The following is a 12492-nucleotide window of genomic DNA, read 5'->3' as shown; positions in this document are numbered from 1 at the left end:
TGGGAGCGGCGGTGCGGCGATCCGATTTACCCGCGAAGAGGCCGGTACAGGTCAGTGATGCTTGCGTGGCACGGGCTGCAGCAGTTCATCCGGCGGCATTTCGCACTTGATCTTGCGGCCCAGCAGTTCTTCGATCGCCGGCAACTGATACGAGTCATCCTCCCCGGCAAAGCTGATCGACACACCACTGGTGCCTGCACGGCCAGTACGGCCGATACGGTGCACGTAGTCGTCCGGGTCTTCGGGCAAGGTGAAGTTGATGACGTGGCTGATGCCGTCGATGTGAATACCCCGCCCGGCCACATCGGTGGCAACCAACACGGTGATGCGCCCTTCACGGAAGTTTTCCAGCGTGCGTATACGCTTGTGCTGGGGCACGTCGCCTGAAAGCTGCGCGGCATTGATGCCGTCACGCACCAGTTTTTCCTCGATGCGCCGCACCTCGTCCTTGCGGTTGGCGAACACCATCACCCGTTCCCACTGGTTTTGGGTAACCAGGTTGTACAGCAGCTTGTACTTGTCGCTGCCCGCCACCGCATACACATGCTGCTCGACCGTTTCGCTGGCGACGTTCTCGGGCTCGATTTCGACGATGGCCGGGTCGGTCGTCCACTGCTTGGCCAGGTTCATCACGTCGTCGGTGAAGGTGGCTGAGAACAGCAAGGTCTGGCGTTCGCTTTTGGGCGGGGTTTGGCGGATGATCTGCCGTACCTGGGGGATGAAGCCCATGTCCAGCATGCGGTCCGCTTCGTCCAGCACCATCACCTCGACCATGTCCAGGTGCACCTCGCCGCGCTGGTTGAAGTCCAGCAGCCGGCCTGGGGTGGCCACCAGAATGTCGCAGTGCCGGGCTTCCAGCGCCTTCAGTTGCTTGTCGAAGTCCATGCCACCGACGAAGCTCATCACGTTCAGGCCGGTGTACTTGGTGAGGGCCGCAGCGTCCTTGGCGATCTGTACCACCAGCTCGCGGGTGGGCGCGATGATCAGCGCACGGGGTTCGCCCATGTAGCGCTCTTTGGGCGGTGGGGTCTGCTGCAACTGGGAAATGATCGAGATCAGAAACGCAGCAGTTTTGCCCGTACCAGTCTGGGCCCTGCCGATCGCGTCCTGCCCACGCAGGGTGTAACCCAGCACCTGTGCCTGGATCGGCGTGCAGTATGGGAAGCCCAGGTCGTGGATGGCGTGCATCAGTTCGTTGGACAGCTTGAAGTCATGGAAGCGGGTTTTGCCTTCCTGCGGCTCGACCACGAAGTCTTCCGGCTTCCACAGGCTGGCCTGCGGCTTGGGCTTGCGCTCGCGGCGCGGTTTTTCTTTTGCCGGCGTTGCCGCCGCAGGCGCGGTTGCCACCGGCTGGCTGGCCTTGGGGGCAGGTTTGGCGCGCGGGGGCTTGGATGGGGTTACTGGACGGGCCTCGGAAACGGGCGCGGGCGATGCAACGCTGGCAGCAGGCGCGACAGCCTGCGGGGCGTCGTCTCCCTTGCCGAATATTTTTTTAAGTGCCTTGAGCACGGTCGTCTCGTCAACTGGTTAAGGAATGTACGCCGGGCAGTGTAATGCAAGAACCCCGCGCGGCGTAGTGGAACTGACGCACAACTACAGGCGGCGTGGCTTATTGAAGTTGCCTGGCCAGCCAGTGGTAGATGTCGTTCAGCTCCTCGACCACCACCTCGTGCTCCATGGGGTACTCCTGCCAGGTTGCGGCAATGCCCCAGGTATTGAGGTATTCGAAGGCGGTACGGCCCATCGACGGGATCACCACCGGGTCATGCACGCCGTGCAGGCACAGCGCCGGGGTCCGCTGCTGGCAGGCACTGAGCTGATGCCCTTCACTGAACGTGGGCGCGTAGGTAGACAGTGCCAGCACCCCGCCCAGGGCCTCCTGCCACTTTATATAGGCGGTGTGCAGCACCACCGCGCCGCCCTGGGAGAAACCGGCCAGGAAGATGCGTGACAGGCTGACGCCCTTGGCCTGCTCGGCCTTGATCAGCGCGATGACCTGGTCGGCCGACGCGTCAAGCTGCGCCTCGTCGATGGCGCGGGCCGGGCTCATGGCCTTGATGTCATACCAGCTGGGCATGGCGTAGCCGCCATTGATGGTGACCGGCTGGGTCGGCGCCTGGGGCATGATGAAGCGCGTGCTGTTCAGCCGCTCCTGCATGAATTCAGCCACAGGTAGGAAGTCGTAACGGTCGGCCCCCAGGCCGTGCAACCAGATCACACAGGCATCTGCGGTGGTCTGGGGTTCCAGGATCAGTGGGTCGGTCATTGCTGCTCCGAAAGTGTGCGGTTGGGCGGTTAGCGTGCATGAATATAAAGCGCGTGTGCAGCGCGCGAGAACGAGAATGTCGCAACGCTGAAACTTTACCCACTTGACTCTGGCTTAATCGCTCCAGCCAAGCGAACTGGTACGCGCTTTGCAATTCCATCTGTGATGCAAAGGGTAGGCCGGGAACGGTAACACCCTCTGTAAGCGAAGGCTGTCACAGAACAGCCCATTGCGCCAATTGACCCAATAACAAGCCAATACGGGTCGGATGCGCCTCAAAAGGGTGCGGTGCAATTCCGGCTCGATACAACAAGAGCGATGTGGAGGTAGTGAATGAAGATGTTGAAAACCACCCTGGCAGTCCTGACCGCTGCCGCCGCTCTGGGCGCCGTGAGCACTGCCCAGGCCGGTGCCACTCTCGATGCGGTTAAAAAGAAGGGCTTCGTCCAGTGTGGCGTGAGTGACGGCTTGCCTGGCTTCTCGGTACCGGATGCCCAGGGCAAGATCATCGGCATCGATGCCGACGTCTGCCGCGCCGTAGCGGCGGCGGTGTTCGGCGACGCGACCAAGGTCAAGTTCAGCCAGCTCAACGCCAAGGAACGCTTCACCGCCCTGCAGTCGGGCGAAGTCGACGTGCTGTCGCGCAACACCACCTGGACCAGTTCGCGCGATGCCGGCATGGGCCTGGTGTTCACCGGTGTTACCTACTACGACGGCGTCGGTTTCCTGGTCAACAAGAAGCTGGGTGTTTCCAGCGCCAAGGAACTCGATGGCGCTACCATCTGCATCCAGGCAGGTACCACCACCGAACTGAACGTGTCGGACTTCTTCCGCGCCAACAACCTGAAATACACCCCGATCACCTTCGACACCTCTGACGAAAGCGCCAAGTCGCTGGAGTCGGGCCGTTGCGACGTACTGACCTCTGACAAGTCGCAGCTGTTCGCTCAGCGTTCCAAGCTGGCCGCACCCACCGAGTATGTAGTGCTGCCAGAAACCATCTCCAAGGAGCCCTTGGGCCCGGTGGTGCGCAAAGGCGACGAAGAGTGGTTCAGCATCGTCAAGTGGACGCTGTTCGCCATGCTCAACGCCGAAGAGGCGGGCATCACCTCCAAGAACGTCGAAGCCGAAGCCAAGGGCACCAAGAACCCTGACGTGGCCCGCCTGCTGGGTGGCGACGGTGAATACGGCAAGGACCTCAAGCTGCCCAAAGACTGGGTAGTGCAGATCGTCAAGCAAGTCGGCAACTACGGCGAAGTGTTCGAGAAGAACCTGGGCCAGAGCACCGACCTGAAGATCGACCGTGGCATGAACGCCCTGTGGAACAACGGCGGCATCCAGTACGCGCCACCTGTGCGCTGATGGTTGCACCCTGCGGCGGCATCCTGCCGCCGCAGGCAGTTCGGCACCCTCTCTTCCGGGGCATTTCATGCAAAATCGAATCGGCGCACAAAAGGGTTTATCCCTGAGCGATCCACGTGTGCGTGCGTGGCTGTTCCAGATCCTTACCATCGTCTTCGTGGTGGGTCTGGGCTGGTACCTGTTTCACAACACGCAAACCAACCTGCAACACCGCGGCATTACCTCTGGCTTCGACTTCCTCGACCGCAGTGCCGGCTTCGGCATCGCCCAGCACCTGATCCCCTACGTGGAATCGGACAGCTACGCCCGGGTATTCGTCATCGGCTTGCTCAACACCCTGCTGGTGACACTGATCGGCGTGGTGCTGGCCACCATTCTTGGCTTCATCATCGGTGTGGCACGGTTGTCGCCGAACTGGATGATCAACAAGCTGGCGACGGTGTATGTGGAAACCTTCCGCAACATCCCGCCGCTGCTGCAGATCCTGTTCTGGTACTTCGCGGTGTTTCTCACGCTGCCGGGGCCCAGGGGCAGCATCAACCTCGACGATACCTTCTTCATCAGCAACCGTGGCCTGAACATGCCGGGGGCCTCCATGGCCGAGGGCTTCTGGCCATTCGTCATCGCCGTTGCCCTGGCTGTGCTGGCCGTGGTGGTGATGGTGCGGCGGGCCAACCGGCGTTTCGAAGAAACAGGTGAGCCCTTTCACAAGTTCTGGGTGGGCCTGGCCTTGCTCGTGGTCATCCCCGGTGCCTGCGTGCTGCTGTTCGGCAGCCCCGTGCAGTGGGAAGTGCCGCAGTTGAAAGGCTTCAACTTCGTGGGTGGCTGGGTGCTGATCCCCGAGCTGCTGGCATTGACCCTGGCGCTGACCATCTATACCGCCGCGTTCATTGCCGAGATCGTGCGTTCGGGCATCCGTTCGGTGAGCCACGGCCAGACCGAGGCTGCTCGGTCGCTGGGCCTGCGCGAAGGGCCGACCCTGCGCAAGGTGATCATCCCCCAGGCACTGCGGGTGATCATTCCGCCGCTCACCAGCCAGTACCTGAACCTGGCCAAGAACTCGTCGCTGGCGGCCGGTATCGGCTACCCGGAAATGGTCTCGCTGTTTGCCGGCACGGTGTTGAACCAGACCGGCCAGGCCATTGAGGTGATCGCCATCACCATGAGTGTCTATCTCGCCATCAGCATCAGCATTTCGCTGTTGATGAACTGGTACAACAAGCGCATTGCGCTGATCGAGCGGTGAGGATACGCCTGTGAATGCCCATGTTTTCAAACCTGACATGCCGCCACCGGTAAAAACCGTCGGCGTGCTCGCCTGGATGCGTGCCAACCTGTTTTCCAGCTGGCTCAACACACTGCTCACCCTGTTCGCCGTGTATCTGCTGTGGCTGATCGTGCCGCCGTTGCTGCAATGGGCGCTGATCGATGCCAACTGGGTGGGCACCACCCGCGCCGATTGCACCAAGGAGGGCGCATGCTGGGTGTTCGTGCAGCAGCGCTTTGGCCAGTTCATGTACGGCTACTACCCTGCCGAGTTGCGCTGGCGGGTGGACCTGACCGTGTGGCTGGCGGTACTCGGCGCGGCACCGTTGTTCATCAGCCGCTTCCCGCGCAAGGCGGTGTACGGCCTGGGCTTCCTGGTGCTGTACCCGGTGCTGGCCTATACCCTGCTGCACGGCGGCTACCTGGGCCTGGACACGGTGGCTACCAGCCAGTGGGGCGGGCTGATGCTGACCTTGGTCATCGCCACGGTCGGCATCGTCGGTGCCTTGCCCCTGGGCATTGTGCTGGCGCTGGGCAGGCGCTCGCGCATGCCGGCGGTGAAGGTGGTGTGTGTGACCTTCATCGAGTTCTGGCGCGGCGTGCCACTGATCACCGTGCTGTTCATGTCGTCCGTGATGCTGCCGTTGTTCCTGCCCGAGGGCATGAGCTTCGACAAGCTGCTGCGGGCCATGATCGGTGTGATTCTGTTCCAGTCGGCGTATATCGCCGAGGTGGTGCGCGGTGGCTTGCAGGCCATTCCCAAAGGCCAGTACGAGGCTGCGGCGGCCATGGGCCTGGGTTACTGGCGCTCGATGGGCCTGGTGATCCTGCCCCAGGCGCTGAAGCTGGTGATCCCCGGCATCGTCAACACTTTCATTGCCCTGTTCAAGGACACCAGCCTGGTGATCATCATCGGCCTGTTCGACCTGCTCAACAGCGTCAAGCAAGCAGCTGCCGACCCGGCCTGGCTGGGTATGGCCACCGAGGGCTACGTGTTCGCGGCCCTGGTGTTCTGGATTTTCTGTTTCGGTATGTCCCGCTACTCCATGCATCTGGAGCGCAAGCTGGACACTGGCCACAAGCGTTAGGAGTTTCGAAATGAGTGAAGCGATCAAGCAGCCTGCTGGCCCCGAAGGCATCATCCAGATGCAGGGCGTAAACAAGTGGTATGGCCAGTTCCATGTGCTCAAGGACATCAACCTGAACGTGCGCCAGGGCGAGCGCATCGTGCTGTGCGGGCCGTCGGGTTCGGGCAAGTCCACCACCATCCGCTGCCTCAACCGCCTGGAGGAACACCAGCAGGGGCGCATTGTGGTCGACGGGGTAGAGCTGACCAACGACCTGAAGCAGATCGAGGCCATCCGCCGCGAGGTGGGCATGGTGTTCCAGCACTTCAACCTGTTCCCGCACCTGAGCATTCTGGAAAACTGCACCCTGGCGCCCATGTGGGTACGCAAGATGCCGCGGCGCAAGGCCGAGGAAATCGCCATGCACTACCTGGAGCGGGTACGCATTCCGGAGCAGGCGCACAAATTCCCGGGGCAGTTGTCCGGTGGCCAGCAGCAGCGGGTGGCCATTGCCCGTGCCCTGTGCATGAAGCCCAAGATCATGCTGTTCGACGAACCAACTTCGGCGCTGGACCCGGAAATGGTCAAGGAAGTGCTCGATACCATGGTGGGGCTGGCCGAAGACGGCATGACCATGCTGTGCGTTACCCACGAGATGGGCTTTGCCCGCACCGTGGCCAACCGGGTGATCTTCATGGACAAGGGGGAGATTGTGGAACAGGCCGCGCCGGATGACTTCTTCGACCGGCCGCGCAGTGACCGTACCCGGTTGTTCCTGAGCCAGATCTTGCATTGATGCAGGCAGGGGCTGCTTTGCAGCCCCCTCTACAGGCTATTTCTCTTCCTGTTTGGCCACTGGCGCCGGCGGCGGCCTCAGGCCTACTTCGGCCACCAGCTTCAACTGCTGCCCATTGCGCATCACCTCGATGGTGATCTTCTCGTTGGGCTTGATGCGCGCCACCTGGTTCATCGACTTGCGCCCGTCACCGGCCGGTTCGCCGTTGATGCTCAGAATCACGTCACCCAGCTGCAACCCGGCCCTGGCCGCCGGCCCCTCGCGGAATATACCCGCGACCACGATGCCTGGCCGGTCTTTCATGCCGAACGATTCGGCCAGTTCGGTGCTCAGTGGCTGCACTTCGATACCCAACCAGCCACGGATCACCTGGCCGTGCTCGACGATGGACTTCATCACTTCCAGCGCCAGCTTCACCGGGATGGCAAAACCGATGCCCTGGGAGCCGCCAGACTTGGAGAAGATCGCGGTGTTGATGCCGATCAGGTTGCCATTGGCATCCACCAGTGCACCGCCGGAGTTACCCGGGTTGATCGCCGCGTCGGTCTGGATGAAATCTTCGTAGTTGTTCAGCCCCAGCTGGTTGCGGCCGGTGGCGCTGATGATGCCCATGGTCACCGTCTGGCCTACGCCGAACGGGTTGCCGATGGCCAGCGACACATCGCCGATACGGATGGTGTCGGAGCGGCCGATGGTAATGGCCGGCAGTTTCTTCAGGTCGATCTTCAGCACCGCCAGGTCGGTTTCCGGGTCGCTGCCGATAACCCGGGCCAGGGTCTCGCGGCCGTCTTTCAGGGCCACGACGATCTGGTCGGCACCGCTGGTGACGTGGTTGTTGGTGAGCAGGTAACCCTCGGGGCTCATGATGACTGCCGAGCCCAGGCTGGACTCCCAACGCCGCTGCTTGGGCAGGTTGTCCCCGAAGAAGCGGCGGAACTGCGGGTCTTCGAACAGCGGGTGCGAGCTCTTGTTCACCACTTTGGTGGTGTACAGGTTGACCACCGCGGGGGCGGCCAGGGTCACGGCATCAGCGTAGGAAACCGGGCCCTGGACCACGCGCGTGGTCTGGGGTGCCTGTTGCAGGTTGACATCCTGGCTGGGCAGGCCGACCCACTCGGGGAAACGCTGGATGATCAGCACGGCAATGAGCACACCGGTGAGCAGGGGCCAGCCAAAGTAACGCAACGCCTTGAACATGAACGAGTCCTGGATAGAGCAGGGGGCCAGGGGCCACCGAGTAGGGCATGCAGGGGTACGTGAACCGCACGCGCAGGCACCGGTTCCCCCGGTGCCGACGACGGCCCATAATGGCCGGCATTATACGGGCGTTCAGCCGGCGTTGTGCCTGTGGGATGCGCAGATTTCGAGGAGAATTTAATGGCCGTCGCTCTCAATACCCTGGTCGAGGAAGCCGAGCGCTTTCTGGGCAGCAGCAAGGTCCAGGACTATTGCCCCAACGGCCTGCAGGTCGAAGGCCGGCCCCAGGTTGGCCGTATTGTCAGCGGCGTGACTGCCAGCCAGGCGTTGCTGGACGCGGCCGTGGAGGCGCAGGCTGACCTGGTGCTGGTGCACCACGGCTACTTCTGGAAGGGCGAAAACCCCTGCATCACCGGGATTCGTCAGCGGCGCCTGAAAACCCTGCTGAACCATGACATCAGCCTGCTGGCGTTCCACCTGCCGCTGGACCTGCACCCCGAGGTGGGTAACAACGTGCAGCTGGCGCGCCAGCTGGATATCACTGTCGAAGGCGCTCTGGACCCGGCCAACCCGAAGGTGGTCGGGCTGGTCGGGTCACTGGCAGAACCCATGACCGCCCGCGACTTTGCCCGCCGGGTGCAGGAAGTGCTGGGCCGTGAGCCGCTGCTGGTGGAGGGCGAGCAGATGATTCGCCGGGTAGGCTGGTGCACCGGGGGTGGGCAGGGCTACATCGACGATGCCATTGCCGCAGGGGTGGACCTGTACCTGACCGGTGAGGCTTCGGAGCAGACGTACCACAGTGCCCGCGAGAATGGGGTCAGCTTCATTGCCGCCGGGCACCACGCCACCGAGCGGTATGGCGTGCAGGCGCTGGGTGATTACCTGGCGCGGCGGTTTGCCGTGGAGCACCTGTTCATCGATTGCCCGAACCCTATCTGACCTTGGCGGCCTCATCGCCGGCAGGCTGGCCCCCACAGGGATCGCACAGCATTCAAGGCCCGTGTCAGCCCTGTGGGAGCGGGTTTACCCGCGAAGGGCCTGGCCTGCAACGCCCAAACCCCCAGTCATATGGTTAGACGCTTTCGATCTAGCCAGCCGCCTAAATAGAAGCATCTGCTGTGATAGAGTGGCTCGCTCGAACACGGCCCGCTGGCCGTCCATAAGATCGTTTTTCGTGAGTAGCCATGGTCGACAAACTGACGCACTTGAAACAGCTGGAGGCGGAAAGCATCCACATCATCCGCGAGGTGGCCGCCGAGTTCGACAACCCGGTGATGCTGTACTCGATCGGCAAGGATTCCGCCGTGATGCTGCACCTGGCGCGCAAGGCTTTCTTCCCGGGCAAGCTGCCGTTCCCGGTGATGCACGTCGACACCCGCTGGAAATTCCAGGAAATGTACCGCTTCCGCGACAAGATGGTCGAGGAAATGGGCCTGGAGCTGATCACCCACGTCAACCCTGAAGGGGTGGCGCAGGGCATCAACCCATTCACCCATGGCAGCTCCAAGCACACCGACATCATGAAGACCCAGGGCCTGAAGCAGGCACTGGACAAGCACGGCTTCGATGCCGCCTTCGGTGGTGCGCGCCGCGACGAAGAGAAGTCGCGGGCCAAGGAGCGCGTGTACTCGTTCCGCGACAGCAAGCACCGCTGGGACCCGAAAAACCAGCGCCCCGAGCTGTGGAACGTGTACAACGGCAAGGTCAACAAGGGCGAGTCGATCCGCGTCTTCCCGCTGTCGAACTGGACCGAGCTGGACATCTGGCAGTACATCTACCTCGAAGGCATCCCGATCGTGCCGCTGTACTTCGCCGCCGAGCGTGAAGTGATCGAGAAGAACGGCACCCTGATCATGATCGACGACGAGCGCATCCTCGAACACCTCTCCGAGGAAGAAAAGGCCCGCATCGTCAAGAAGAAGGTGCGTTTCCGTACCCTTGGCTGCTACCCGCTGACGGGCGCTGTCGAGTCGGAAGCCGAGACGCTCACCGACATCATTCAGGAAATGCTCCTGACGCGCACTTCCGAGCGCCAAGGCCGGGTCATCGACCACGATGGCGCTGGCTCCATGGAAGACAAGAAACGCCAAGGGTATTTTTAAGCTTCAAGTTACAAGCGGCAAGCTGCAAGACATAAGCAGAGCGCGTAGCGTTTGAGCCTTGTGGATTGCCGCCTGCATTGCGGGCGGCCCGGAGCGCTCGTAATGGATTTTGAGAAGCTGGCAGTTTGGCAACGGAGTAAGCGTCTGGCCATTGAGTTGTACCGGACACTGGCTGGGTGTCGTGATTATGGATTCAAGGATCAGATCACGCGGTCGGCACTTTCCATCCCGTCCAATAGTGCCGAGGGCATGGAGCGGCGCGGGAGCAGAGAGAAGGTTTGGTATCTCAGCGTTGCGAAAGCGTCCTGCGGGGAGTTGCGTACGCAGCTGATGATCGGTGGTGAGATAGGTTACATCGACGCTGGGCTGGCTACCGGCTGGATTAACGAAACCCGCGAGCTCTCCCGAATGCTAAGTGGGTTGATCAACAGAATTTCTAACTAGTTGTACGCCGACAAGCTTGCCGCTTGAAGCTGACAGCTTGGAGCTTGAATGAAATGAGTCACCAATCCGATTTGATCAGCGAGGACATCCTCGCCTACCTGGCCCAGCACGAGCGTAAGGAACTGCTACGTTTCCTCACCTGCGGCAACGTGGATGACGGCAAGAGCACCCTGATCGGGCGCCTGCTGCACGACTCGAAGATGATCTACGAGGACCACCTCGAGGCCATCACCCGTGATTCGAAGAAGTCTGGCACCACCGGCGAGGAAGTCGACCTGGCGCTGCTGGTGGACGGCCTGCAGGCCGAGCGGGAGCAGGGCATCACCATCGATGTGGCCTACCGCTACTTCTCCACTGCCAAGCGCAAGTTCATCATCGCCGACACCCCGGGCCACGAGCAGTACACCCGCAACATGGCCACCGGCGCGTCCACCTGCGACCTGGCGATCATTCTGGTTGATGCCCGCTATGGCGTGCAGACCCAAACCCGCCGCCACAGCTACATCGCGTCGCTGCTGGGCATCAAGCACATCGTGGTCGCGGTCAACAAGATGGACCTCAAGGGCTTTGACGAGCAGGTGTTCGAGTCGATCAAGGCCGACTACCTGGCGTTCGCCGAAGCGATCAACCTGACGCCAAGCAGCCTGCACTTCGTGCCGATGTCCGCGCTCAAGGGCGACAACGTGGTCAACCACAGCGAGCGTTCGCCGTGGTATGCCGGCCCGACGCTGATGGAAATCCTGGAAACCGTTGAAGTGTCGGCTGACCGCAACTTCACTGACCTGCGCTTCCCGGTGCAGTACGTGAACCGGCCGAACCTGAACTTCCGTGGCTTCGCCGGTACCCTGGCCAGCGGCGTGGTGCACAAGGGCGACGAGGTCGTGGTGCTGCCATCGGGCAAGAGCAGCCGCGTGAAATCCATTGTTACCTACGAAGGTGAACTGGAAAGCGCAGGCCCCGGCCAGGCGGTGACGCTGACCATGGAAGACGAGATCGATATCTCCCGTGGCGACCTGCTGGTGCATGCCGACAACGTGCCCCCGGTAACTGACCAGTTCGACGCCATGCTGGTGTGGATGGCCGAAGAGCCGATGCTGCCGGGCAAGAAGTACGACATCAAGCGTGCCACCAGCTACGTGCCTGGCTCGATTGCCAGCATCACCCACAAGGTGGATGTGAACACCCTGGAGAAGGGCAGTGCCAGCGCGCTGCAACTGAACGAGATCGGCCAGGTCAAGGTGGCCCTGGATGCGTCTATTGCCCTGGATGGCTATGACAGCAACCGCACCACCGGTGCCTTCATCGTCATCGACCGCCTGACTAACGGCACCGTCGGCGCGGGCATGATCATCGCGCCCCCTGTGCTGCCCCACGGCAATACCGGCCAGCACGGCAAGCTGGCGCACGTGTCTACCGAGGAACGTGCGCTGCGCTTCGGCCAGCAGCCTGCCACCGTGCTGTTCAGTGGTTTGTCCGGTGCCGGCAAGAGCACCCTGGCTTATGCGGTTGAGCGCAAGCTGTTCGACATGGGCCGGGCGGTGTATGTGCTCGATGGCCAGAACCTGCGTCATGACCTGAACAAGGGCCTGCCACAGGACCGCGCCGGGCGTACTGAAAACTGGCGCCGCGCCGCCCATGTGGCGCGCCAGTTCAACGAAGCCGGCCTGCTGACGTTGGCAGCGTTCGTGGCCCCGGATGCCGAAGGCCGTGAGCAGGCCAAGGCGCTGATCGGCAAAGACCGCCTGGTGACGGTGTACGTTCAGGCCTCGCCGCTGGCGTGCCGCGAGCGTGACCCACAGGGGCTTTACGCAGCCGGCGGCGACAACATCCCGGGTGAGAGCTTCCCGTTCGATGTGCCGCTGGATGCAGACGTGGTGATCGACACCCAGGCCACCAGCGTGGACGAAGGCGTCAAGTTGGTGTTGGACGCGCTTCGCCAGCGTGGAGCGATCTGACGGTTTTTGAAGGTTAGGCTGGGGCGAGCTGCGCTCG

The 12492-nt window shown here is 62.1% G+C and carries 11 protein-coding genes; 8 read left to right on the top strand and 3 right to left on the bottom strand.

All coding sequences use genetic code 11. The annotated features are described in order from the left end of the window. Nucleotides 1-51 precede the first annotated feature (51 nt). Nucleotides 52-1509: an ATP-dependent RNA helicase RhlB gene (rhlB, locus tag IAE33_RS23820; RefSeq protein WP_201165635.1), complete on the bottom strand. Its 1458-nt coding sequence runs from the start codon at nucleotides 1507-1509 to the stop codon at nucleotides 52-54. Nucleotides 1510-1609: 100 nt separating this feature from the next. Continuing rightward, complete coding sequence (locus tag IAE33_RS23815; protein WP_028635224.1) at nucleotides 1610-2266, bottom strand: alpha/beta hydrolase; 657 nt, start codon at nucleotides 2264-2266, stop codon at nucleotides 1610-1612. A 333-nt stretch (nucleotides 2267-2599) separates the two neighbouring features. Here IAE33_RS23815 and IAE33_RS23810 point away from each other — a divergent pair, with 333 nt between their 5' ends. The 4 genes from IAE33_RS23810 to IAE33_RS23795 all read left to right on the top strand — a co-directional run bounded on the left by IAE33_RS23810 (nucleotide 2600) and on the right by IAE33_RS23795 (nucleotide 6757). Next, nucleotides 2600-3628, top strand: a complete 1029-nt coding sequence (locus IAE33_RS23810) for an amino acid ABC transporter substrate-binding protein (protein ID WP_028635223.1) — start codon at nucleotides 2600-2602, stop codon at nucleotides 3626-3628. Between the two features lie 67 nt (nucleotides 3629-3695). After that, on the top strand, nucleotides 3696-4874 hold the full coding sequence (locus tag IAE33_RS23805) for an amino acid ABC transporter permease (protein WP_201165634.1): 1179 nt from the start codon (nucleotides 3696-3698) through the stop codon (nucleotides 4872-4874). Between the two features lie 10 nt (nucleotides 4875-4884). Next, nucleotides 4885-5982, top strand: a complete 1098-nt coding sequence (locus tag IAE33_RS23800; RefSeq protein ID WP_028635221.1) for an amino acid ABC transporter permease — start codon at nucleotides 4885-4887, stop codon at nucleotides 5980-5982. 10 nt (nucleotides 5983-5992) lie between these two features. Then, nucleotides 5993-6757 (top strand): amino acid ABC transporter ATP-binding protein, encoded by a 765-nt coding sequence (locus IAE33_RS23795; protein WP_028635220.1) that lies wholly within the window; start codon nucleotides 5993-5995, stop codon nucleotides 6755-6757. 36 nt (nucleotides 6758-6793) lie between these two features. Here IAE33_RS23795 and algW read toward each other — a convergent pair whose 3' ends face one another. Then, nucleotides 6794-7954 carry a Do family serine endopeptidase AlgW gene (algW, locus tag IAE33_RS23790; RefSeq protein ID WP_028635219.1) on the bottom strand — a complete coding sequence of 387 codons (1161 nt, stop codon included), beginning with the start codon at nucleotides 7952-7954 and terminating at the stop codon, nucleotides 6794-6796. Between the two features lie 180 nt (nucleotides 7955-8134). Here algW and IAE33_RS23785 point away from each other — a divergent pair, with 180 nt between their 5' ends. The 4 genes from IAE33_RS23785 (at nucleotide 8135) to cysN (ending at nucleotide 12455) form a co-directional block, all read left to right on the top strand. Beyond that, on the top strand, nucleotides 8135-8893 hold the full coding sequence (locus IAE33_RS23785; RefSeq protein ID WP_060483249.1) for a Nif3-like dinuclear metal center hexameric protein: 759 nt from the start codon (nucleotides 8135-8137) through the stop codon (nucleotides 8891-8893). Nucleotides 8894-9138: 245 nt separating this feature from the next. Next, nucleotides 9139-10056 carry a sulfate adenylyltransferase subunit CysD gene (gene cysD / locus IAE33_RS23780; protein WP_028635217.1) on the top strand — a complete coding sequence of 306 codons (918 nt, stop codon included), beginning with the start codon at nucleotides 9139-9141 and terminating at the stop codon, nucleotides 10054-10056. 102 nt (nucleotides 10057-10158) lie between these two features. Continuing rightward, a complete protein-coding gene (locus IAE33_RS23775) occupies nucleotides 10159-10500 on the top strand; it encodes a four helix bundle protein (RefSeq protein WP_201165633.1) in 342 nt (113 codons plus the stop codon). A gap of 53 nt (nucleotides 10501-10553) precedes the next feature. Then, on the top strand, nucleotides 10554-12455 hold the full coding sequence (gene cysN / locus IAE33_RS23770) for a sulfate adenylyltransferase subunit CysN (RefSeq protein ID WP_028635215.1): 1902 nt from the start codon (nucleotides 10554-10556) through the stop codon (nucleotides 12453-12455). Nucleotides 12456-12492 lie beyond the last annotated feature (37 nt).

Origin of the sequence: Pseudomonas sp. S60 (genome assembly GCF_016647865.1) — a bacterium.
Lineage (GTDB): Bacteria > Pseudomonadota > Gammaproteobacteria > Pseudomonadales > Pseudomonadaceae > Aquipseudomonas > Aquipseudomonas parafulva.
The sequence above is the reverse complement of the archived record's forward strand: the minus strand, read 5'-3'. Positions and strand labels throughout refer to the sequence as shown.

Bases quoted from the DNA above. Each gene is read 5' to 3' on its own strand.
- IAE33_RS23815 (WP_028635224.1), bottom strand. From the start codon at position 2,266: ATGACCGACCCACTGATCCTGGAACCCCAGACCACCGCAGATGCCTGT.
- IAE33_RS23810 (WP_028635223.1), top strand. From the start codon at position 2,600: ATGAAGATGTTGAAAACCACCCTGGCAGTCCTGACCGCTGCCGCCGCT.
- IAE33_RS23805 (WP_201165634.1), top strand. From the start codon at position 3,696: ATGCAAAATCGAATCGGCGCACAAAAGGGTTTATCCCTGAGCGATCCA.
- IAE33_RS23795 (WP_028635220.1), top strand. From the start codon at position 5,993: ATGAGTGAAGCGATCAAGCAGCCTGCTGGCCCCGAAGGCATCATCCAG.
- algW (WP_028635219.1), bottom strand. From the start codon at position 7,954: ATGTTCAAGGCGTTGCGTTACTTTGGCTGGCCCCTGCTCACCGGTGTG.
- IAE33_RS23785 (WP_060483249.1), top strand. From the start codon at position 8,135: ATGGCCGTCGCTCTCAATACCCTGGTCGAGGAAGCCGAGCGCTTTCTG.
- cysD (WP_028635217.1), top strand. From the start codon at position 9,139: ATGGTCGACAAACTGACGCACTTGAAACAGCTGGAGGCGGAAAGCATC.
- IAE33_RS23775 (WP_201165633.1), top strand. From the start codon at position 10,159: ATGGATTTTGAGAAGCTGGCAGTTTGGCAACGGAGTAAGCGTCTGGCC.
- cysN (WP_028635215.1), top strand. From the start codon at position 10,554: ATGAGTCACCAATCCGATTTGATCAGCGAGGACATCCTCGCCTACCTG.